Consider the following 19,348-nt stretch of genomic DNA (forward strand, 5'->3'; position numbering starts at 1 on the left):
AACGCCACAGTCAATCGGCGTTAGATTTGGATAACGGCAGGCTGTCGACCTTCATTGACCGGCACGCCTCGACTAACTTGCGATCGACACCATCAATAGCCCGATCCGGCGCCATCTGGTCGATTACACTGAGGTCGCTGCAGGCGTTCTCGGTCTGAACCCGGCTCCACCAGGCGAGAAGACCGATCCCGATCAGGGTCAAAACACCAGTCAAGCCGAGCACGACACGGGTGGTACGGCGGATATCGGTGGTGCTGAAGTCGTGGAAGATCGCCTCGTCCTGTTCCTCGCCGGCCACCTCTTCATCGGACGACATCACCGTCATGAGATTACGGCTTCAGACCGAACTGGGTCATGACGTCCGGAGAGGTGATGTCGCCGCCGCCAGGCAGCGGAATGCTGACACGCCCGCCATTGGCAACCCAGGAGTCCGATTCCGGAATGCTGGCGATGCCGGTGCGGTCCCGATACTGGTTGATAATCGAAGCCGGAAGGCGAACGATACGCGCTTGCTTTTGCGCTCGCTCTTTGCGGTCCTGTGGCGACACGGTCGCGATGCCGGTTCCGACGAGACGGGCGGCGACTTCCGAGGGCAGCTTTCGCAAGAGCTCGACCGGAAGCTCCGAACCGTCGGCGGTCATGGTCTTGATCTCCTCGAGCTGGCGGAGCAGCTCCTGCGCCTCGGTGGCGTTCATGCCACGCAGCGGATCCTTCTTCGCGGTAGCTTCCTTGGCTTCGTCCGCGGGCTCAGCGGGCTTGTCCGCAGCTTTCTCGGCCGGCTTGGAGGTCTCCTTGGAGGCTTCCTTGGATGGCACCTTCGAGGGCTCTTCCGCGGCCGCCAGATCTGTAGCCATGGAAATTTCAGTCGAGGGCGCATTGCTCTCGATCGTCACCGACGCCTTTTCGGGCGGCGCCTTGGCCGGGGTCGCATCGGTCACCGGTGCGGACACCTTGGTCGTCTCGGCAGCGGGCGGTTGAGCCGGAAGCGGCGGCAGATCCTTCGGCACGATCACGACGCCCGCGCGCACAGCCGCAGTATCGGCGGCCGCCGGCGCGTTCGGTGCGCCACCGATCAAACCGGTGGGGACAGTGACGGTCTTGACCGGCTTCGCAGCCGTCGACGGCGGTGACCCAGGAGGAGAGTCCGGGATACCAAGCCCCTGAAGCTGTCGCGTGAGATTTTCGAGGGTTGCCAGACGCGCATCATCGACCGGCGGCTGGGCCCGATCTCGCATCGAATAAAATACCGCACCGTTGATGCAACCGACCGCCAGGATGGCGCCGACGGTCATCGCTCCCCAGAGGTAGGATTTCTTTGCGGGCTCGGCGATCGGCGCCTGATTCTGATCGAGGAGCCTGCCCATGCGATCTGCAAAGTCATCGAACGCCGCGGTCGCCTCCTGCCGGTCACCGTTAAAAAGCTCGATCTCGTCCTTGCCGGCGCGACGCCAAATGATCGCCGAGGTGCCGTCCTCGGAGGCTTCCTTCAGCGAAATGTCGTGGACGCCGCGATCATCGACGAGACGAACCCGGGTAGGCATTACGGTAACGGCCTGGACCAGGCCCGAGGTCGGAAAGTTGATGATCGGACGGCTGCGCAACTTAGACGTCATCGGGATCGAATCCTTGACTGATAAACGGCCGGAAGCAGGCCGCGCATGATCGTTCTAGCAAGCCGACCGGTGAGACCGGAGGACAAACGAAGGGTGGAACGTATTTGCCCCCGCATTTCTCGGACGAGCTTGTGCCCGCGGCGGATCAGGAATGTCAGGGGAGCGCGGGCCGCGAGGCTGCTGGCGAGCCCGTTGAATTCAGCCTTAACGTAGTCCGCCTGGCCGCAAAGCAGGATCTGGCTGCCGCTCCCGTAGTCCCAGACCACTGCCGAAATTCGCTCGGCGGGCGAGATCAGGCGGAGAGACGCTGACGTGGAGTGACCCTTCAGCACAATGACGGATTCCGTGCTCGTCGCCGAAGCAAGCTCCTCTCCGAGGAGGAGAGCTGCAAAGTCGTGGGACGACAGCTCAGTCATTGGAACACGCCGTAGCGCTCCCGGCACGGAGACTGCCAATAATGGGCCACGCGCTCAGCGCAATGGCGACCACGCTCGCGACCGCAGGAGCGCCCACATAGATGGCAAAGGAATGCGCAGGCCAGGTGGCCGGCGCCACCAGCCAGAGCAGACCCGTGCCCGCCGCATTGATGAGCCCCAGCGCCAGAACCGCATAGTCGGTCCGACTGTTCCCCGACCGGTTCTTCATGAGAAGGCTCATCGGGGCGAAGCGCCGTGCTTTTGACGGACCCGGGCGTAGAAGCTTCCCATGAAGAAGACGGCCCAAAGGGCGGCGGCAGTGACCAGGATGCCGATCGACCAGGACCAACGTCCGAGAGCGGAACTGGTCACAAGGGCCCAGAACCCGATCACGTTCAAGGAAATAAAGGTCCAGATCGCGAGGAGCGACCAGTCGAATTTGGCGCCGGACCGAGCCGATCGCCGCGGCCCCGGTCCCAAAATCATGACCGCGAGGTCGCCGGGCGCCACCTCACTGCCCTGGTAATTCTGGCTCATCGATTCATTTCCCCTAACGACTGACATCGCCCAAGGATTAGATTAATGGGCGCCGAATTACCTGGTGTTGTAATCTTGCCAGTTACTTCCGGGAACGGCAGTGGCCGCTAAGGCAGTGGAGGAACTGTGGAAATTCCGCTTTGCGGTTAACGATCGGACGCCGGTCCTGCGTCCAAATCAAGCAAATTTGCCTTTCCAGCGTATCGGCGGCGCCCGGCCGATAGTTTAAGCAGACTTCCCACTTCAAATGCCGAGGACGCGTCGGAACCAACCACGCTGCTTCTTCGGCTGCTCCAAATGTGGAGCGCTCGGACAGAGCAGCCCGAGTACCTTGTCCATCTCGTCGCGGTAACCGGGCGGATCCTCATTCGGTCGTCTTGCCTTGAGTTCGGCTTCCCAACGGTCGTTTGCCCTCGGATCCCAGCGGGGGATGGAGGTCTTGTCCGCGTCGCGGATCGGGCGCTGTCGAATCCCCGCGGCGTGGGTCCGCGCCTCGTTCAACGCCGTCGCCATGGGTTCGATGAGGCGAGAAGTCGCCTGTTTCGCCAAGTCGTTGGGGATCCCGAACAGCGGTTCGGCAATCGATCCCGCAATCGCCGCCTGGGTGTCTGCGTCGCCGCCCAGCGACACGGCCAGGCGGATCGCCTCATCGAAAGAAGTCGCATTGAGCGCACAGATGATCGCTTGCGGGACTGACTTCCAGGACTTCACTTCGAACACGTAACCCGGCCGAATCTCGTCAACCGGCGCAAACAAGTCGTACCCGAACAGCTGCGACACCAGATCCCTGATCTGCGCCGCAGTCCATCCGGTGCGGGCAGCATAGATCGCCAGAGCCGTCGCCTGCGCACCGCGGATCCCTTCGGGATGGTTGTGCGTGACCTCCGCGGATTGCTTGGCAAACTCAAGACATTCCTGAACATCGTGAGCGAGCCACGCCGCCGGCGAAACCCGCATCGAGGCGCCGTTCCCCCACGACCCGTACGGCCCCTTGTGTGGATCACGGATCCAGTCCCAGAAATGAAGTCCGTAGCTCGTCGGATACTCTTTGCCCCACCGGCGGAGCGTACTGGCCATGTCTTTGCAGTGAACCAGCGCATCCGCGACGGCCAACGTCATTACCGTATCGTCGGTCCAGAAGGCTTCCGGCGGCATGAGATCGAATTCGGTCGTCTTGATAGGATTGAATTCGTAACGCGAACCAACAATGTCGCCGACAATAGCTCCCAACATCTCGATATTCTCCTTGGCGCTCTATGTGGATTCCAGTTCACGCGTCGGCGCCGCCATTGTCGGCGTGAACGCTCGCAATGCCTCGATGGCGCCCTCGAGAAGGCGGCTTCCTTCGTCGACCTGCGTCATTCCACCATACGCGGGCCTAAACACGAATACGGACTGCCGCTGCACCGAATAGACCAGGATAGCCCTCAGCTGATCCAAACCGGCTGCCGGCTTTGCTGCGGCAACCTCACGCCGCAGCCTGTCGACCGTCAGCCACGTCGCGTCGATCCAGCGATTTGCTACGCCGGCCGCGATTGGCTCCTTCCACGTGGTCAGAAGACGATCCAAGGCCCCACCCGGGGCCAAGGATCGTAGGCTTCCAATGACCCGTGCGTGGGTATCCTCGAAGTTAGCGTCGGAGCCTTGCCGGATGGTCTTCAACAATAGAAGGACCGCACTCCGTAGGCGCCGCAACGGCTCCGACCAGAGGGCGAGTTCGTTGGCATCCCGGTCAGACAAGTCCTCGTTGGCTATCCGAAGCAGCCTTGGATGTTCTCGATAGTTTCTGCCGCGCAGGATGCCATCCCGGATCAACGCACGAAAGGTCGATAGCGCGGCGACCGTAATCGACCGAGCGGCCGCTTGCGGAGGAACCGCGACCGTCGCCTCCGGCCAGATCGTCTTAACGGCTCTCGCAAGGCCCGCGTCGATCTCGATGGAGACCATTGAGGGGACACCGTCGCTGGTGTCAGATCGGGCTTTCAGTTGTTCGAGGCCATCGACGATCTCTACGACCCCCTGCTCATCGACATCGGTCAGAATCAAGCGCGATTGCCCGGAGCGCAACGAATTGATTCCGAGTGTCGCCGGCATGACGGCGTCTTTGGCGTCATGCCGGGAGGCGATCCAGCGAGCGAGCATCCGCGAGACAGTCCCGCCATCGATGTCATGCTTCGACGCCGCCCCGCTGATGCCAAGTCGCATGGCCGTCGAACAGACAGTCTCCAGCACCTCGCTATCGTCAATGTCGGCCAAGTAAGTGTGACCGCAGTCCTTGCAGCGATAGCGCTGGACTGGCTCCAGGCAGCGTTTCAGCGCACCTGCCGCATCGAGCTCCATGCGAAACTGCTCCCGCTTGCCGAACTTCACAACAGCTGAGGTCGAGCATTCCGGACAGCTGGATCGCGATCCCTGGTTCATCAGGTAAGCACCCACCTGACTTCCGAGATCAGATCGCGTTCGCGAAAATACTGCTCAAGGCCGGTCAACGCTGCCTCGACATCGGGCTGGGGCAGCCGGTGCCCAGCTTTCTTCTCCGCCGCATAATGCGATGAAATGCCGGCCCCTTCCAAAAACATGGTCGTGCGTCCGAGATTGCTGATGGCATAGTAGAGCGGCCGGTCGAATGCCTTTACCCAGCGCAATTCGGCCGCAGCCACAAATTGTCCGCTCCTGCGAGCCGCATCGATCTCTGCAATCAGGCGCGTCGCTCCGAAGTGGTGTCGATCATCGCGAATCCTGGCGATCCTGAGCTTCGGAAAGCTTTCGAGCAGGTCGTCCGCCAACTTGCTGAAATCGGGGGTCACACCATTTTTGAGTGACGCCCAGGCCGCGGTCGCCATGGCCTCCATTGCTGCTTTCGAACGTGGCATCTCGAGCGTAAGGCGGATGGCCAGGGTGAGTGCGCGAATGATGCCATCGCGAATGGGGTTGTCCGGAAGCTGCGCCTGCAGCAAGGCAGACGCTTTCTCCCACCCCAACCCTTCAGCGCCCTCCGATTCGTTCGCTTTCTGCATCCATTCAAGCGGCCGCTCTGCAGGAGCCTGAAGATTGGGGTTCGAGGGCAACTCGTCCGGTTGAACCATCTGGTCCTGCGAGCCGGCTCCCCGCAATGCGGCACTCCGAGCCATCATCCCGAGTAACGCAGGAGCCTTGTCACCAAAAATGGTGAGCCAACCGCCAGCAACCGCCAGCAGACCGATCGCGATGAAAGTCGAAGACCCGGCATTGTCGAAGTTCATGATCCAGGGTTTGACGGAGACCGCGCTAATCAGCATTCCGAGTACAATTCCCGCGAACACCGACGGCATTTCGAGCGTAATTTTCATTTTCGTCCCCCCGGCTCAGACGGTCTGGTTGAGGTTGAGGACTAGATTGTCGAGATTGCCCTCCAGAACAGTACGGACCCGCACCACGCGCCCCGCATCCGAGCGCATCAGGATCGCCATGTCCTCTTCTCCGTTGACGAATTCGATCCGATTTGCGCAGGCGGCCAGGATCGCCTTGGCGGCCTCCTGATCACGCGGCACCATGCGTTCGACCGGATCGCATCCGAAAACGAAGCAGGTGTTCAGCACGCGTCCCGCCCGGGCGATCTCCGCCATTCCGATGGATGCGTAGTGCTCGAATCCATCGAACCCAACCACGAGCGGAGGAACCTCGCGCCTGTCGCGGACAACGGTCGCAGTCCCATCCTGCCCGGAATTGCCCATGGCCCCCGCCGCTTCATCCAGCCGCAAAGAATGCCTGTTGGCGGCAACCCTCAGCATGGCGACGAAGATCTTTGCCAGATCAGCAACCTCTTTGTCCGACCGATCCAGAGGCAGCAAAATAACCAGGATGCGGCGATTCAACACCACGTCCATAAAATCGACCTGGGCGGCCGGAATCCAGGAAGATGTAGCCGTAAACGTCCGCTAGCCTACCGAGAATCCTGGTGAACTGCATCTGCAGGTAACCGTGCTGATCAAGCGTGGTGATCGACTGCTTGGCACCCTTCTCCTGATGATAGCCCGGCAGCGACGACAGATACGCTTTGACCGCAACGCGAACGCTATCCGGCATGTCTGGATGCTTCTCGGGGTCAGCGAGTTCGACGATGTTTTTGAGATTCAAGTTTTCCCGGATGGTGCCGACGTTCAGGCCGATCAGCCCAACGTCGCGCTTCCAGACCAGAGCACTCATCACGCCGGTGAGCATTGCGATCGCGCGGCCCTTCCACATCGCGCCGTCACCGGGAGCATCGTCCATCAGCGATACCACCATCTGCGTCAGCGCATCCGAGGAACCAGTTGTAAACGGGTTAAGGGTGTTCGACGGGATGTGATCGGAATCGCTGACATCAACGCTCGATGTCAGCATGTTGACCAACAGGACATCATCCTCCCTGCCATACTGCTTCGCTAGCGAGTGGATTCCGAGTGTAAACATCTAGATCGCCGCTACCACTGACAAAGATAAGACCGCTCTCGAGGTCGAACGCGTTTTGAGCAAGACCGAGCATCGCCGGCAAACGATGTTCGGTCGGTCCGGAAACCAGCAAGTTCGATCTGCACTCATCCGCCGTGAGCCATACCTTCTCGCCTCTGGCGGGCACTGAACCTACGTAGAAGAAGCCGCTCTCTCTATCGTTGGTCGATGCCGGGGTCATCAGCATCACACACGCTAACAACACAATCGCTCCGACCATCGCCAATGGCACGGCCAGCGTCGGCACGAGCACAGCCGCGATGGCGCCGGCCAGCAGAATCCATCCGGCTCGCCGAGCGAAGCGCTCAATGTCGGTCGGCTTTCTGATTCCAATGGTCTCTTGCAAGGCAGCCCATCGTTCTCGGGCTCGCTGCGGCAAGGCGTTCGCAAACATCGTGGTCCTCTCCCATTTGTGGGTTCGACCACATTAGGCCGACGCGACCTCAGCCGCACCGGCTATTCGAATCCTTGAGTAGGTTCACGTGGAAATGGTTGATAACGGCACGCAACCGCATTCACTGGCACGAACTGGTAGTCCTCGCGTGGCTAACGGAAGTCCGCCGGTGGCGGGCACGGTTGCTTTCCGACTTCCGCGCAGGTTGCCAGGTAATCCTCGACGAGATCGCAGAAGACGTCCTGCGCCATCGCGAGATCCTGGATGGTTGCGGTGATCATGTCCGCGATTCCGCTGATCGCGACCATGTGGCCGTCGCCGTCCTCGAAGACCGCGCCGCGGTATCCCTTGTGTTCAAACTCTCCGCTCAAGTTCGCTCCCCCATCAAAAGCCAGGCTTCAAGAGAGCGCGGGTGCGTCGCCGGCCTCGTCCCGCCGATCATCTTCATGTGGTGAGGCACCGCGATCGACTTCTGGCGCAAGGGAAAGCGAGCGGATGGCAGCGCAGGCGGCATTCAGCCAAGCGTGCTCCGGATAGCTCTCCTTCAGCCTCCGTGCGCATGCCTCGATCGTAGCGTTTTGCACGGTCTCGAGCTGCGCGCTCAAACGATCGATCGCATCGGCCGCTTCCTTCTGGATTGGCGCCACCTCGTGGACTCGCCACCCGAATTCCGGTTCGCCGTCGGGCATCGTCGGACCAACGGCGTAGCGCCCCCGCAGCCGGTCCGTCAGCCGGTCGCTGATCTCGGCAATCCTCCCGAAGAACGGGTCGAGCACCTGACACGTCTCGCTCCGGGCCGCGCCGATATCCGGCGCCAAAGACAGGATGGCATCCGCCACGTACCGATACCTGTCCTTGTCCTCCTCCGAGACCCCGGCCGCCCAGTCGACCAGGCGCGGTTTGCCCGTCGCGCGGCGATATTCGGCATGCCAGATCTTCTCGGCGATCAGATCGCGTGGATTCAGCGGGGTCGAGTGAAGCGTGTTCAGCATGGTTGAGCTCAATCCTGGATCTTGAGGGACGCCAGATAGGTCTCGAGGTCCGGGTTGCCATGCTTCTGGCAATAATCCTGCAACCCCTCGAGGACCTTGTCGAGGTACGGTTCAATGAGGCGCTCGCCGGTGATCTTTTCGGCATCGAAATGGGCCCGTATAGCCGCCGATTCCGGGAAATAAGCGTGACGCCCGACATTCTGGAGGCTGAACCAGAGCGTACGATCGACCGGCTTCAGCCACCGGATTTCCGAGCAGGCCAGCACACCGCCCTTATTCTTGGCTTCCTCAAACAAGCGGGTCATGGCCGTGTTGATGTAGGCATGCTGGCCCATGATGCGCTCGATCGGCGCGAGGAACTTTTGATCGGCAACATATGGCGCGATCAATTCCTTGGTGCGTTCGGGCGCATGCTCGCGATCCGTCACCCAGATTTCCGCAAGCGCCTCCTTCAGGGACTGCGTCCGCTTGTCGCGCTTGCGCGAGAGATTAAAGGTCACCGCCAGCGCCTGAGTGTGGATGGGCAGCTTTGCGAAGCCGAGATAGGTCTCCCCGAGTTGCTCGCGATAGGCCTTCTCAGCACTGTCCTGGTCGACATAGCCGTTCTTCAAGCCGACTTTGTTGGCGATCATCCACTCATAGGGCCTCTCCGCCGGCCTGTTGTTCGGGTCATCCTTGAGCGGGTCGAACGTTGATCCGGCGAGCGCGACTTTCCAATGCCGCGACTGATAATCGGCAAGCTGGCTGAGATTGAACGGGTTCTTGTAGCCTTCGCCCTTCATCCGGAAGAGCACATAGACGGCAAGCCCGATGATGATAGCGCAAATGGGCAGCCGGGTCTGATTGCCCACGGCCTCCATGATGAAAGTCATGTCGTTGTACTGGGTGCGCGATGCTTCCCAGGTGCCGTTGTACGTATCGAGGATGACTTCCCTGACATGGGATCCGGTCGCCCCGAGCCCACCCTTGAATATCCCGATCAACTCGGTCTGGAGCAGGCTCAGCCCGTAAATGAAGTAGATCAGGGGCGCGCGGTAAAAGATCCAAAGAATGGCGCAGACGATGAACAGCACCACCGCAACGGCCAACGCCGCCATTTCGGAAGATGACTGCTCTTGCCCTTTAGGTGGTCCTGCCATGGTCAACCCGGCGCAATGCGCCGTCCCCTTTAGTTCAATCCGATGAAATTATTCTAGTCCTTGGTCGTTTGTTTCACCAAGAGGCGATTGAGCTCCCGGGCGATGTCATCCAGGCTCGCCTCGACAGGTGGAGCATGCTCCTCGGCAACAACGGCCGCGGCCGGCGGCGCTGAGCGCTCATCGAGGGTAGCTTCGAGCGCCAGCGAATGCTCCGGGACGGTGACAGGCTGCAGCGGCGCCTCGTTGGCTTCAACTCTCGGACCGTCGTAGGTTCGCCCGAGGGACCATGCGCGATCCTGAGCAGCCAGCTCAGGCATGAAATAGGCGCTCGGCCAGCTCTTTTCGGGCTCGGGGTCCGAATAGTCGCCTTCCGGCGCCTCCGCGATCCAGGGCGCCAGCGTGGCCGCAATCGACTGTATTCCGGCCCGTCTGGCCTTCGCGATGCGATGCACCGCTTCGACGACGTGCTGGGGAACGTTGACGCGGCCCTCGGCAAACAGGGTGATCTGGTTGAGATCGAGCCCAAATTCTTCGGCGAGGATTAGTCGCCAGCGCCAACCCAGGAGTTCCTGAGCACTCGAGCACACGAGATGTGTGAGCGACAGGTCCACCGGTTCTCTCGGCGGAAGCGAACGCTCCGCGATTGAGACATGCGCGCGCAGCGCGGCGGACGAGAATTGTGCTTGGTCAGGATTGTGGTTCATAGAATTTCCCCGATTGGGGAAACGCTAACGCTACATCAGGGAAGCGTCGAGGCCGACACGCCGCGGTAACGAATCCTTCTGTGGAGACGGCTGTGAAGATGTCGTTGCAGGCTCGCTGACAGGCGGAGCCAACTCCGCCGGTGCCGGCTGCAGCGGCGGCGCGACAGGACGTGCCGCGGGCAGCACCTGAGCCGGCGCCGCGGGCGACAATTCTCCCAGCACGCCGAGCTGGCGCTGGACGCTGTGATCCTTCGCGACCTGGTACGGAAGTTCGCCCCGCTCGACCATCCGCTTGACGCCCTGCAGGAGCAGCGTCCGGAACAGCTGCGTCGGCCGGCTGGACGCGTCCCAGACCGCTGCCAGCAAATCGTCCTCGGGCAATCCCGGCTTCAGGTAGACGGCCTTCATCGTCGACTTCGCGGTCCGCCGCAGCCGCGGAATGGTCTTGCGCTTACTTGACATGGTCTAACCCGGCAGCCTGCCCGCCGCGATCACTCTGCGGCCGTCGGGACGCTCTGCATCTCCCTCCAGCGGAAGAACTTCCACATGCCCCGCGCATTGGCGATTTCCGGATTGTCGATCATCACGGCGTTGCGGAACTTGGCGTTGATCGTCTTGAACAGGGCCGAGCCGCCGCCGACGAACACGATCGCGTCCAGCGTGGCGCCGCTGCCGATCTTGCGTTCGCACTCCATGCGGATCTTTTCTTCCTGCTCGGAAACCGCATCGCGCACAATCCGGGAGGCATCCTCGTCCCTGCCGAACAACTTCACCTTGTTGCTCCGCACGATCTGGTCGAGCTGGTTCAGGGACAGGCGATCCGGGATGTCGAACGTCTTCTGAATCCCACGTTCGACCGCGGAATAGACGTCTAGCACACCGGTGTTGGCCGTGCCCGACTTGTCATGGTCGATCTGCCTGCCGCCGATCACCACCGCGATATCGGTGGTCCGGCCGCCGATATCGACGATCGCGACCCGGCTGTCCGCGTTGCGGCGCTCCTTGAGGTCGTCATCGAGCAGCCAGTCGACATAGGCCGCCACCGCCTGGCACCCGATCCGCACATCGACGATCTCGGCGACCTCCGCCTTCGAGGACGTCAGCTTCACCGCCTTCAGGAGGTTCTGCTTCTTCTTTTCGATCGCCTCGTCGTTGCGGATGCCATGAGCAAAGAAGTTCGCCACCGGCAGGCCGGCCACCAGGCTCACCTTGCGCCCGCCGTAGCCGGCGGCATAGAGGGCGTGATTGATCAGGACCCGGTTCATGTCCGAGAAGTGGAAGCTGTCCAGCTGGGTGTTCTCGGTCTGGATGGCGTCGGAGACCGTGAAGGCCTTGCCATCGGTCTCCCAGGCATCGACGGTCTCGTCGCCGTTGATCGAACCAAGCCCCCGGCGGCCGACCGCGATCGCCGACCGCATCACGAATGGCTTGGTCCCCTGGCCCTCCGGCGCGTCGCCGAAGCACTTCATCTGGGCGTAGCCGTCGTCGACCGCTACCATCAGTTCACGCTTGCTCATGTCCCCGAATCCTTCATCTCGGCCCTGCGGCCAACCCCTTCGTCGTTATTCTTTCCCCGAGCCACGGCCATATTCAAGGCGTCGGCCGGCGGTCATAGTCCAATGTCGAGCGTATCTTGTGGAAGATGCGAGCCGGCCGGAGATCTCCGATCACCCAGGCCCGGAAGGCCCGCATGGCGCCGGCGGCGTCGACCCCGATTCGCTCGAACCAGTAGAAGATCACGATCACGACGACCGATATTGCGATTGTCCAGTACCGCACGTGCAAGAGCGTGACGAGCGTTGGAATACCGGCTCGCGCATCCATGAAGAAGAACCGGGCCGGCCGGTAGGTATCTCTCCAATGTGCCATTTTGCGCCAGATCCCTTCCCTCTGATCCGAATATTTCGGATGCAATATAGCCGCACAGCTGCACCTCTCCCAAGGATTCGTATACGCCGTCCCCACTGATCTCGAGCCACCAGCCTGTCACCGGGTTGGCGGACCGGCGCGGTTGCATCTTGCCGCCAGGACTGGTCCCATTCGACCGCAGCCGATAGAGGAGTGACAGCATGGCCGAAGTTGACAACGAGACCCGTGCCGGTTGGGCCGAGGAGGCCCTGCGTACCTTCATGTTCCAGACCCGCCTGAACCCCGGCGAAGCCGACAACCAAGAAGCTCTTGGGGACTTGCTGGGGGACCTCTGCCATCTGGCGCGCAAACTCGGCATGGATCCGGTCGACACTGTCCGGAAAGGCCTCGCGGTGTTTCTCGATGAGGAGCATGAAGTACATGGAGAACACGGCCCTGAGGTGGAGATTAGGGTCGGTCCACCCGCTCCCTGTCCCACGCCCTAGGTATCCGTTAATACGAGCTGGCGATTTGCCCCGGCTTTAAGTTTCCGCCAGTCGCTTGTGCGAGCCGAGGCATCCCGGCAGTTTGCGTCCTTTGCACCCAGTCGTCAGACAGAACGGGACCTCCAACCATCGTATATTTCGCGTCGTGGAAGTCTGGAATATCGGGCACCCTTGGCCGCTATTTTCGGCCAACCAGGAGTGATAGAAGATCATCCCCTCGAAGGCACAGATATGACAGTCGCAGAGCTATTCGCGAACCTGCACCGCGATGAAGTGGTCGACGAGCTCGAACGCCAGCGCCCCCACCAGGAGGAGAACCGGGCCGGGCACATCGAGGCCTGGAACGAGATCGTCGGCCTGCAACCGCTTCCGACTGAATATGCGTGCCAACTCAGCCTGGTCCGACAAACCACCGGACGGAGCTACGTCGATGTCTCAGGGAGGAGCACAGGCAGCGATGAACTCTTCGCGATCGAATTCGTCGACTGGCGGCAGTGGCTCTCGATGGAGGTCGTGGTGGAGTCCGAGTTATCCGGCTTTCCTCCGGAGACCCTCTTGGCCGCCATTCTCTATGAGATGACGTTTGCCGGTTACAGCAACATGCAGGCGACCGGCAACTGAGTCAGTTCCCACATTCGAATCCTTGGCCGCTTGGCGGCTGGGTGTCCCGCAAAGTACCGACGACATAAATTGGTCATTAAGGCTGTTGCAGGCAGAGCCCTTGCCGAATCGCGTTCTGTGCTTCATATTCCCCACCGCGGCGCCGAGGACGTCGTCACAATCCGAGCCGGCCATGTCCGGCGTGAAGCTTGTGCAATCCTCGATGAAAACGGCTACTGCGCCTTTCCATTGAACCCAGCCTGGGTTGTTCGGATCAGTCCTCCGGAGGCTAGGTTATGCAGCATTTCCACGTTGAAAATCTCGCGCGCGCCAAGCGTATCGACAAGCGCCTGCGCGCCCTTTTGTCCGAGACCGGCGTCGAGGTCTCGTTGCCAGCATGCCAGAATGCCGTGGCAAGGATGTACGGCTTTGCGCACTATCACGAGTTGGTTGCCAATCAAGGTCGCCATGAGCCGTCCCTCAGTGATGAGGAGGCTGGCCCCGTGATTGCCGATGAGCGGCGCGCCCGGCACATCGACGTCCTCCGCCGTTTTGGGATTTCGGAGCCGGCCTGCGCCGGGATCGTTGACGAGCTCGCACCGACGGCAAAGCATGTGACCACCGCGGTGTCGGGAAAACGAACGAGTATCTTCACCTTTGATCGTCCGGATATGGGAGGAGCGGCATTCTCCTGGCGCGACGACGACGGTAGTTATCATGCATCGGTTATTGCGGTGACATCGCAAGGCGAACTGGTCTGCAGGAATGCCAAACATCCTCAGGTGATCGACGATGCTGGCGTCAACTCCGTCCTCGAGGCATCGCCATATCCATCGTCGACGCCCGACCTCCTTCTTGGCATGCTGGGATATCGTCAGCACCACAAGCGGGCATTTTGGGCTACCGAGGAGAGCGCGCATTTGCCGGTCGACCAGCTAAGACGGGCCAGAGCCTCGATCGAGGCTCGCCTCGATCAGGCTGTGATGAAAGCCGTTTTTGGCGCGGACGGCATGATGACCGGCCTTGAGGAGTTCAACTACTTCCGTGAAGCCGGGATCGAAGGCGAGCGGCGGCGAGCCTTCGCCTTGCGTTATCCATCGCTGGCCTTCCAGGCCGTCAAGTTCATGAAGGACAAGGAGATGCCTCATGATCCTGATCAGGCTGCTGTTCATCATCGAGTGGATGACCGGCCTCTCGAGCCGAGAAGCCGGTCGCGCAGCACAACTGCTCCGTCGGCTTCCGAACTGGGGCTTCGACTACGATGAATTGATCCAGGTCGCGCTTCACGTGCTGGCGCGCCACCCCGATGAAGGAGTGCCATCATCGCTGAAAGAGGCCGTTTCCATGATGGAGTCGATCGGTATCCTCCGGAGGACGGTCGAGAATAGGGTGACGAACAGCCTAAGTCGGATCGCCGGTCTTGTTCTTGGTATCGATGGCAGAACGTGGATCGAAAAAGAAGCCAATTTGAAGAAGACGCTCGCGGCGGCGATTGATCGCTTGGCCAGCGACGGTATTCGGCTCGTCGATAAGCGGGAGTATCCCGACCTGACGACTGACGTTGCGAGAGCCGACGCCGGTTTTCACCTGCTCGGTGCGATATCCATGATGACCTCGGAGTTCGCCTATAGCGTCCTGGTCGCGAGTGCGGCGCGCAGCAACGATGCGATGCGACACTATTGGCTGACAGAGGAGAATTTCATCGACAAGCGTGGTCACGAGACCATCGTTCCGTCCTGCTATGCTGAGTCGTGCGCCGGACTATTTCTTGACGGTGCTGGGTTCCGCGAACTGATCGACGTTTGCGAACGTTGGTATCGCTTCAAGGATGCCAACGAGATGCCAGACGTCGACGATCTCGACGAGGCTATTTTGAACGCGGCTATGAATGAATGGAGACCATTCTTCTCCGCAAAACACCGCCAGGCCTCGTTCCACGACGTTGTAGCCCTGTCAGAAGCGGACTTGGCAGCGTCGGACCTGCATTATGGCACCCTGCGCAAGCCCGCTGCAGTAGGCACCAGCCGCAAACCCAAGGAGAAATTTTCCGACCCTTATCGGGAAAACGCGGCACTGCGCGCCGAGCACGACGACGCAGATACTCCGTTCCACACGCTCCGCATCCGGGACACAATTCTGACCGGCGGGATGTCGGCAGATGGTCCCTATATCTCGGTTCAGCGGGGAGACCGGATTCTCGGTGGCGTTGCGCTCGGCAATGTGACGAGCATCGATAGCTACGAGGATGAGAAGGGGAATGACTGCCGGGATAATGGTCAAGTGAGGAAATGGGGGATTTTCAAGTACAATCGGGAGCTTCGCGCGCCATTGGTAGATTTCACGGAAGCCGACGCGCGCCGAGTGGCCGACGAGTTCGGGGTCGCCTTCAATCGTGAACATCGGCGATTCAAGGACACAAAGGCTTGGGGCGGGCTCAAAAAGTGGGTCGCGTCCTTTCCCGAGACGGCGGCTCACTATTCTGGCTACGACAGCTATATCCGAGGCTGGTATCAGGCCGCGGTAGCTGAGAACGAAGCTGATCTCGCGAGCACTTCCCGTCTCTCGAGATAGCACGACTGAGAGTGCCCCTTCTCCTCTTGCCGGGTCTCCGGCGGGAGGAGAGGGGGCACTCTCCTCCGCCCTCGATCACAGCCGAAAGAACATCAGGCGACGCTGCGGAACGGTTTGGCGAGATGGCGCCAGCTCGAGTGCCGCGGACGATGCGGCTTGAACGGACGGTCCGAGGGCGCGCCGCGATCCTTCAAGGTCTCGTGCAGCACTTCCGCCAGGTAGAGGCCATACTCGGAATCCAGATGGTGCAAAGCGCCCATCGTGTAGGACGCCTTGTGGATCGCCTGAGCCTCTCTGCCGATCCAAGCCGACGGTCCGCCTTCGGCATCGACAAACTCGATCACTCGCGGAAGGAATTCGGCATGGGCGACATGCGAAAGGAATTTTCCGCGATGGTCGCCCGCATGCGGGCTTGGGACGCGGCGGTCCTTTCCGCCGACGGCCTGATGCAGATCCATCCAGCCGTCCTCACTACCTAGGACTTTGCTCCAGATGTGGATCTCTAAGGTCGCGGGATAGACCTCCTCTGGCGGCAGAGACTCAACACTGAAATCCGAATAGCCTAAATTTCTCGCGTGATCATGCGCTCGTAGGTCTCGTCGGTGATCAGATCTTTCTCGAGCAACGTCCGGGCGGCGCGCACCAGTTTTTGGGATTTGGCGGTCCGGTTTTGCATCATCGAACGCGCGAGCTGCGGCCACTGCTCCGGCGGCCGGCCGAGGAAGGCCGCCCGGGTGGCCGGATCGAAGATCATGTATTCGCGCGCGGCGACCTTGCCGCCATGCTTCCGCGGGACCAGCGTCTGGGTCACGATCATCCGCATCGAGTCCATGATGTCGAAGGCCATGCCTTCGCGTTCCTCGGCCGGGAACGGGATCACCATACGACGGAGGGTTTCAGGAACACCCATGGTGTGCACCGTCGAATAGAGCAGATGCCCGGTCAGCGCCGCCTCGGTCGAAGCGGTGATCGTCGCCTTGTCGCGGCTTTCACCGATGATGATGATGGTCGGCTTGCGGCGGAGCGCGTTGCGGACGGCGTAGGCAAAGAGACTGCCCTGGTCTTCTTCTGAGCCCTCTCCCTTCGGGCGAAGATGACGGCCGACTTCCGACTGGGCGACCACCGATGACGGCTTGTCGATCTCGTCGTAGACGTATTCGATCGGGGCCGAGTACTCGAGGACCTTTTCATGGGCGTCCGGCTGCGACACCAGGTGCGCAACAATCGATGCGAGCAGCGTGGTCTTTCCCGAACCGGTGGGTCCGGTCACCATGATCATGCCCTGGGTCGGCCGGAGATTGTCCAGAATGTCCTGCTCCAAGTCGAGTTTCTCGAGCGGGATCGGGCGCGACGGCAACGAACGGATCGTCATCTGGATGCCGTCGGTGCCAGGCAGGCGAATGGTCGTGGCGTTCACACGGAAGCGCAGCCGCTTGTGGTCGATCGCAACACCGCGCTCGTTGCGCTCAGTCACAACGCGAATTTCATGTGAAGGATCGAGGTCGAAGCCGCGTTTGAGTTCCGCGGGGCCGTTGTCGCCGTAGACGTATCGAACGATCTCTTCGACGTTCGGCGCCGTAAGGTTGCGACGGGTCACCTTGAAGAGCTTGCCGCCGATTTCGACCACCACCGGCATATCGGACTGGATCGTGATATCGGAGGCCTTGCGCTCGGACGCCCATTCCAGCAACCGGTCGAAGTCTGCCGGCAGCAGGGTGCCATGGACGTCGAACGTCTCGCCGTCAAAGCCGCTGGCAAAATGCTCCACCCCCTTGATGATCGCTTCGGGCGCCGCCGGCGGCTTGTGGCGGAAGGTATCGGCCTCTGTGGCCGGCGCGTAGCTCTCATCAAGGCTCATGGGGCCGAAATCCGTCACTCTAATACGGTAAACTAATCCTTGAGTGACGATACCGAGGCGGACGGCGATTACAACGACGATGTGAGTGCAATCACCTACGGACTTGGTGTTTGCACTTGAGTGGCAGCGTAAGCGGCGCGGCCTTGCTCGGTGATGCGCCAATAGTAGCGGTCGAATTCAACCCAACCCTTGCGCTTGCAGTACTGGCGGGCCGTCGGACCACCTGCGTCCTTGATGTCGCGGGTCGTGGCGACGCCTTCCCACTGCAGCAGCGCCCGCAGAAACAGCTTCTCGTTCTCGCTCAACTGCGTCACGTCTCCCATGGAACGCCTCCCTGGTTTCCTTCGGATTGCGTCACGACCAAGGACGGCCGAACAACTTCAAAGACGTATGCGATCGGAGGAGAGAACTCGATGATCTTCCCGGGCTCAAGCCAGGCCACGATCGAAGATAGCAACTGGCTCTTTTCGAAGCTGGCCGGCTCGCGGGCGCTATCCTGCTCACTCATCGCGTGGGTTCTTTACCCAAGAGATCAGATCGGGCGGACGTGGCGGTGCATTCGAGGACCCGGGCCCTTTGAAGAGAGCGCCGCGGCTCAGTAGCGGCGCCAGCCATTGCCCTTGCGCACCGAATTGTCCGCCGCCGGCTCCGACTGCGAGGTCGGGGGGTCGAGCCGGTTGCTCTCGGTCAGCGGCGACGGGGAGGCTTGCCACCCCTTGGTCGGCGTCTGCAGCAACGGATCCTTGGTGATCCGGAGCGCGCGGTCATTGACGCGCATGTCGGTGCCATTGCCGGTCACCCCGAGATTGCCCTCGGCGACCACAGGCGCGGACACCTTGCCCTCTTCGAGCAGAGCCTTGTAACGGACCATGCCAACGAAGTCGCGCTCGAGCCGTCGCAGATCCGCGTCGAAGATCTCCTGGGCCTGCTTGATGCCCATGTTCCAGCCCTCGGTCACCCAGCGCTTCCAGGCATCGCGCTCGCCGTCCGTCTTCGGCAGCAACGTGTCAGGCGGGTTCTCCGGTGCGGTGTAAGAGCGCACCAGATAGGAGTGCCACAGCGGGGCGATCGGCACGAAGCGCGCCTGCTCGACGATCTCGTAGACGGTGTCCGCCACCCGAAGGGTCTTTCCGGCGTCCGCCGTCTCGTAAGTTTCCTTGGCCTCGGAGATGACCGGCGGCAGGATCGAGGCCTGCGACTGGGTGCGGATCAGCACCCGGTTGAAATCGTAGGTCTTGGTCAGTTCGGCCGAGCGGCTGCGCAACTGCTCGTTGATGCCGCGGGACGTCCACGCCAGCCCGGCGCGCGCGCCGTAGGAGAGCGCGGCGTCCCGCATCGCCGGGGCACGCAACTTGTCGGTTTCCTTCTCGCCGTCGTCCTTCTTGATCGGCGCCTTGGCGATGATCTGCTCCAGGCTCGGCGTGTCCACCACCGGGATATCAACGTCTCCCAGACGGGTCGAAGAGTTCACATCCGCGCGCGGTCCGGCCGGGGTCGCCGCCAGACCACCATCCCGATCACGACGGGCGAACGCGGTCACATTGGAGAAGCCATCGGAGAAGCCATCCGTAATCCGGGTCACCGCCGGCGACGAGCAACCCGCCAACGCCGAAGCGCAGGCGGCCGCGAGGAGCACTCCGCGCCAGCGAGCGAGGATCCTTGTATTTGTGGAGGCCGCTCCGCGGGCTGTCATGCCTTAA

Annotated in this window: 27 protein-coding genes; 4 read left to right on the forward strand and 23 right to left on the reverse strand. The window is 61.3% G+C overall.

Going from position 1 to position 19,348, the window contains the following annotated elements:
* Window positions 1-10: 10 nt before the first annotated feature.
* From ACVIGB_RS05255 to icmT, 18 genes are all read right to left on the reverse strand, one after another.
* Window positions 11-325 (reverse strand): hypothetical protein, encoded by a 315-nt coding sequence (locus tag ACVIGB_RS05255; protein WP_456717787.1) that lies wholly within the window; start codon window positions 323-325, stop codon window positions 11-13.
* Between the two features lie 4 nt (window positions 326-329).
* The gene (locus tag ACVIGB_RS05260) at window positions 330-1,613 is read right to left on the reverse strand and encodes a hypothetical protein (protein WP_456717786.1); all 1,284 of its coding nucleotides are present in this window, start codon (window positions 1,611-1,613) and stop codon (window positions 330-332) included.
* Complete coding sequence (locus tag ACVIGB_RS05265; protein WP_456717785.1) at window positions 1,610-2,029, reverse strand: hypothetical protein; 420 nt, start codon at window positions 2,027-2,029, stop codon at window positions 1,610-1,612. Before ACVIGB_RS05265 ends, ACVIGB_RS05260 begins: the two co-directional genes overlap by 4 nt.
* Complete coding sequence (locus ACVIGB_RS05270; RefSeq protein WP_456717784.1) at window positions 2,022-2,258, reverse strand: hypothetical protein; 237 nt, start codon at window positions 2,256-2,258, stop codon at window positions 2,022-2,024. Before ACVIGB_RS05270 ends, ACVIGB_RS05265 begins: the two co-directional genes overlap by 8 nt.
* 8 nt (window positions 2,259-2,266) lie before the next feature.
* Window positions 2,267-2,566, reverse strand: coding sequence for a hypothetical protein (locus ACVIGB_RS05275; protein ID WP_456717783.1), 300 nt, complete (start codon window positions 2,564-2,566; stop codon window positions 2,267-2,269).
* 243 nt (window positions 2,567-2,809) lie between these two features.
* Window positions 2,810-3,799 carry an ADP-ribosylglycohydrolase family protein gene (locus ACVIGB_RS05280; protein ID WP_456717782.1) on the reverse strand — a complete coding sequence of 330 codons (990 nt, stop codon included), beginning with the start codon at window positions 3,797-3,799 and terminating at the stop codon, window positions 2,810-2,812.
* Window positions 3,800-3,820: 21 nt separating this feature from the next.
* Complete coding sequence (locus tag ACVIGB_RS05285) at window positions 3,821-4,987, reverse strand: hypothetical protein (RefSeq protein ID WP_456717781.1); 1,167 nt, start codon at window positions 4,985-4,987, stop codon at window positions 3,821-3,823.
* Window positions 4,987-5,895: a secretion/conjugation apparatus DotM-related subunit gene (locus ACVIGB_RS05290; RefSeq protein WP_456717780.1), complete on the reverse strand. Its 909-nt coding sequence runs from the start codon at window positions 5,893-5,895 to the stop codon at window positions 4,987-4,989. The genes ACVIGB_RS05285 and ACVIGB_RS05290 overlap by 1 nt, the downstream gene beginning before the upstream one ends.
* Before the next feature lie 15 nt (window positions 5,896-5,910).
* Window positions 5,911-6,420 carry a hypothetical protein gene (locus tag ACVIGB_RS05295; protein WP_456717779.1) on the reverse strand — a complete coding sequence of 170 codons (510 nt, stop codon included), beginning with the start codon at window positions 6,418-6,420 and terminating at the stop codon, window positions 5,911-5,913.
* On the reverse strand, window positions 6,359-6,937 hold the full coding sequence (locus tag ACVIGB_RS05300) for a hypothetical protein (protein WP_456717778.1): 579 nt from the start codon (window positions 6,935-6,937) through the stop codon (window positions 6,359-6,361). Before ACVIGB_RS05300 ends, ACVIGB_RS05295 begins: the two co-directional genes overlap by 62 nt.
* A gap of 7 nt (window positions 6,938-6,944) precedes the next feature.
* On the reverse strand, window positions 6,945-7,430 hold the full coding sequence (locus ACVIGB_RS05305) for a hypothetical protein (RefSeq protein WP_456717777.1): 486 nt from the start codon (window positions 7,428-7,430) through the stop codon (window positions 6,945-6,947).
* A 152-nt stretch (window positions 7,431-7,582) separates the two neighbouring features.
* Complete coding sequence (locus ACVIGB_RS05310) at window positions 7,583-7,801, reverse strand: hypothetical protein (RefSeq protein ID WP_456717776.1); 219 nt, start codon at window positions 7,799-7,801, stop codon at window positions 7,583-7,585.
* A 27-nt stretch (window positions 7,802-7,828) separates the two neighbouring features.
* Window positions 7,829-8,422 carry a hypothetical protein gene (locus ACVIGB_RS05315; protein WP_456717775.1) on the reverse strand — a complete coding sequence of 198 codons (594 nt, stop codon included), beginning with the start codon at window positions 8,420-8,422 and terminating at the stop codon, window positions 7,829-7,831.
* Between the two features lie 8 nt (window positions 8,423-8,430).
* Window positions 8,431-9,519, reverse strand: a complete 1,089-nt coding sequence (locus tag ACVIGB_RS05320) for a secretion/conjugation apparatus DotM-related subunit (RefSeq protein WP_456717774.1) — start codon at window positions 9,517-9,519, stop codon at window positions 8,431-8,433.
* Window positions 9,520-9,614: 95 nt separating this feature from the next.
* On the reverse strand, window positions 9,615-10,172 hold the full coding sequence (locus ACVIGB_RS05325) for a hypothetical protein (RefSeq protein WP_456749103.1): 558 nt from the start codon (window positions 10,170-10,172) through the stop codon (window positions 9,615-9,617).
* 123 nt (window positions 10,173-10,295) lie between these two features.
* Window positions 10,296-10,727 (reverse strand): hypothetical protein, encoded by a 432-nt coding sequence (locus ACVIGB_RS05330; RefSeq protein WP_456717772.1) that lies wholly within the window; start codon window positions 10,725-10,727, stop codon window positions 10,296-10,298.
* Window positions 10,728-10,756: 29 nt separating this feature from the next.
* Complete coding sequence (gene parM, locus ACVIGB_RS05335; RefSeq protein ID WP_456717771.1) at window positions 10,757-11,782, reverse strand: plasmid segregation protein ParM domain-containing protein; 1,026 nt, start codon at window positions 11,780-11,782, stop codon at window positions 10,757-10,759.
* Window positions 11,783-11,855: 73 nt separating this feature from the next.
* On the reverse strand, window positions 11,856-12,134 hold the full coding sequence (icmT, locus tag ACVIGB_RS05340) for an IcmT/TraK family protein (protein ID WP_456717770.1): 279 nt from the start codon (window positions 12,132-12,134) through the stop codon (window positions 11,856-11,858).
* Window positions 12,135-12,334: 200 nt separating this feature from the next.
* Between icmT and ACVIGB_RS05345 the strand changes: the two genes are divergently transcribed.
* From ACVIGB_RS05345 to ACVIGB_RS05360, 4 genes are all read left to right on the forward strand, one after another.
* Window positions 12,335-12,619: a hypothetical protein gene (locus ACVIGB_RS05345; protein WP_456717769.1), complete on the forward strand. Its 285-nt coding sequence runs from the start codon at window positions 12,335-12,337 to the stop codon at window positions 12,617-12,619.
* Window positions 12,620-12,850: 231 nt separating this feature from the next.
* Window positions 12,851-13,240, forward strand: a complete 390-nt coding sequence (locus tag ACVIGB_RS05350) for a DUF6557 family protein (protein ID WP_456717768.1) — start codon at window positions 12,851-12,853, stop codon at window positions 13,238-13,240.
* A gap of 275 nt (window positions 13,241-13,515) precedes the next feature.
* A complete protein-coding gene (locus tag ACVIGB_RS05355; RefSeq protein ID WP_456717767.1) occupies window positions 13,516-14,484 on the forward strand; it encodes a hypothetical protein in 969 nt (322 codons plus the stop codon).
* Entirely contained in the window at window positions 14,366-15,790 is a 1,425-nt protein-coding gene (locus ACVIGB_RS05360; RefSeq protein WP_456717766.1) for a hypothetical protein, read from the forward strand. The genes ACVIGB_RS05355 and ACVIGB_RS05360 overlap by 119 nt, the downstream gene beginning before the upstream one ends.
* 92 nt (window positions 15,791-15,882) lie before the next feature.
* Here the strand turns inward: ACVIGB_RS05360 and ACVIGB_RS05365 are convergent, their stop codons facing one another.
* From ACVIGB_RS05365 to ACVIGB_RS05385, 5 genes are all read right to left on the reverse strand, one after another.
* Window positions 15,883-16,248 (reverse strand): hypothetical protein, encoded by a 366-nt coding sequence (locus ACVIGB_RS05365; RefSeq protein WP_456717765.1) that lies wholly within the window; start codon window positions 16,246-16,248, stop codon window positions 15,883-15,885.
* A 104-nt stretch (window positions 16,249-16,352) separates the two neighbouring features.
* Window positions 16,353-17,648 carry a type IV pilus twitching motility protein PilT gene (locus ACVIGB_RS05370; RefSeq protein ID WP_456717764.1) on the reverse strand — a complete coding sequence of 432 codons (1,296 nt, stop codon included), beginning with the start codon at window positions 17,646-17,648 and terminating at the stop codon, window positions 16,353-16,355.
* Window positions 17,649-17,743: 95 nt separating this feature from the next.
* Window positions 17,744-17,971, reverse strand: coding sequence for a hypothetical protein (locus ACVIGB_RS05375; RefSeq protein WP_456717763.1), 228 nt, complete (start codon window positions 17,969-17,971; stop codon window positions 17,744-17,746).
* Window positions 17,959-18,156: a hypothetical protein gene (locus ACVIGB_RS05380; RefSeq protein ID WP_456717762.1), complete on the reverse strand. Its 198-nt coding sequence runs from the start codon at window positions 18,154-18,156 to the stop codon at window positions 17,959-17,961. Before ACVIGB_RS05380 ends, ACVIGB_RS05375 begins: the two co-directional genes overlap by 13 nt.
* Window positions 18,157-18,243: 87 nt before the next feature.
* Window positions 18,244-19,341 (reverse strand): type IV secretory system conjugative DNA transfer family protein, encoded by a 1,098-nt coding sequence (locus ACVIGB_RS05385; protein ID WP_456717761.1) that lies wholly within the window; start codon window positions 19,339-19,341, stop codon window positions 18,244-18,246.
* Between the last annotated feature and the right edge of the window lie 7 nt (window positions 19,342-19,348).

It is taken from the genome of Bradyrhizobium sp. USDA 4341 (assembly GCF_054063755.1).

What these genes read in the sequence shown, in the direction of transcription:
- ACVIGB_RS05255 (WP_456717787.1), bottom strand. Translation starts at nt 325, where the DNA reads ATGACGGTGATGTCGTCCGATGAAGAGGTGGCCGGCGAGGAACAGGAC.
- ACVIGB_RS05260 (WP_456717786.1), bottom strand. Translation starts at nt 1,613, where the DNA reads ATGACGTCTAAGTTGCGCAGCCGTCCGATCATCAACTTTCCGACCTCG.
- ACVIGB_RS05265 (WP_456717785.1), bottom strand. Translation starts at nt 2,029, where the DNA reads ATGACTGAGCTGTCGTCCCACGACTTTGCAGCTCTCCTCCTCGGAGAG.
- ACVIGB_RS05270 (WP_456717784.1), bottom strand. Translation starts at nt 2,258, where the DNA reads ATGAAGAACCGGTCGGGGAACAGTCGGACCGACTATGCGGTTCTGGCG.
- ACVIGB_RS05275 (WP_456717783.1), bottom strand. Translation starts at nt 2,566, where the DNA reads ATGAGCCAGAATTACCAGGGCAGTGAGGTGGCGCCCGGCGACCTCGCG.
- ACVIGB_RS05280 (WP_456717782.1), bottom strand. Translation starts at nt 3,799, where the DNA reads ATGTTGGGAGCTATTGTCGGCGACATTGTTGGTTCGCGTTACGAATTC.
- ACVIGB_RS05285 (WP_456717781.1), bottom strand. Translation starts at nt 4,987, where the DNA reads ATGAACCAGGGATCGCGATCCAGCTGTCCGGAATGCTCGACCTCAGCT.
- ACVIGB_RS05290 (WP_456717780.1), bottom strand. Translation starts at nt 5,895, where the DNA reads ATGAAAATTACGCTCGAAATGCCGTCGGTGTTCGCGGGAATTGTACTC.
- ACVIGB_RS05305 (WP_456717777.1), bottom strand. Translation starts at nt 7,430, where the DNA reads ATGTTTGCGAACGCCTTGCCGCAGCGAGCCCGAGAACGATGGGCTGCC.
- ACVIGB_RS05315 (WP_456717775.1), bottom strand. Translation starts at nt 8,422, where the DNA reads ATGCTGAACACGCTTCACTCGACCCCGCTGAATCCACGCGATCTGATC.
- ACVIGB_RS05320 (WP_456717774.1), bottom strand. Translation starts at nt 9,519, where the DNA reads ATGGCGGCGTTGGCCGTTGCGGTGGTGCTGTTCATCGTCTGCGCCATT.
- ACVIGB_RS05330 (WP_456717772.1), bottom strand. Translation starts at nt 10,727, where the DNA reads ATGTCAAGTAAGCGCAAGACCATTCCGCGGCTGCGGCGGACCGCGAAG.
- parM (WP_456717771.1), bottom strand. Translation starts at nt 11,782, where the DNA reads ATGAGCAAGCGTGAACTGATGGTAGCGGTCGACGACGGCTACGCCCAG.
- icmT (WP_456717770.1), bottom strand. Translation starts at nt 12,134, where the DNA reads ATGGCACATTGGAGAGATACCTACCGGCCGGCCCGGTTCTTCTTCATG.
- ACVIGB_RS05345 (WP_456717769.1), top strand. Translation starts at nt 12,335, where the DNA reads ATGGCCGAAGTTGACAACGAGACCCGTGCCGGTTGGGCCGAGGAGGCC.
- ACVIGB_RS05350 (WP_456717768.1), top strand. Translation starts at nt 12,851, where the DNA reads ATGACAGTCGCAGAGCTATTCGCGAACCTGCACCGCGATGAAGTGGTC.
- ACVIGB_RS05355 (WP_456717767.1), top strand. Translation starts at nt 13,516, where the DNA reads ATGCAGCATTTCCACGTTGAAAATCTCGCGCGCGCCAAGCGTATCGAC.
- ACVIGB_RS05360 (WP_456717766.1), top strand. Translation starts at nt 14,366, where the DNA reads ATGATCCTGATCAGGCTGCTGTTCATCATCGAGTGGATGACCGGCCTC.
- ACVIGB_RS05365 (WP_456717765.1), bottom strand. Translation starts at nt 16,248, where the DNA reads ATGGATCTGCATCAGGCCGTCGGCGGAAAGGACCGCCGCGTCCCAAGC.
- ACVIGB_RS05370 (WP_456717764.1), bottom strand. Translation starts at nt 17,648, where the DNA reads ATGAGCCTTGATGAGAGCTACGCGCCGGCCACAGAGGCCGATACCTTC.
- ACVIGB_RS05375 (WP_456717763.1), bottom strand. Translation starts at nt 17,971, where the DNA reads ATGGGAGACGTGACGCAGTTGAGCGAGAACGAGAAGCTGTTTCTGCGG.
- ACVIGB_RS05380 (WP_456717762.1), bottom strand. Translation starts at nt 18,156, where the DNA reads ATGAGTGAGCAGGATAGCGCCCGCGAGCCGGCCAGCTTCGAAAAGAGC.
- ACVIGB_RS05385 (WP_456717761.1), bottom strand. Translation starts at nt 19,341, where the DNA reads ATGACAGCCCGCGGAGCGGCCTCCACAAATACAAGGATCCTCGCTCGC.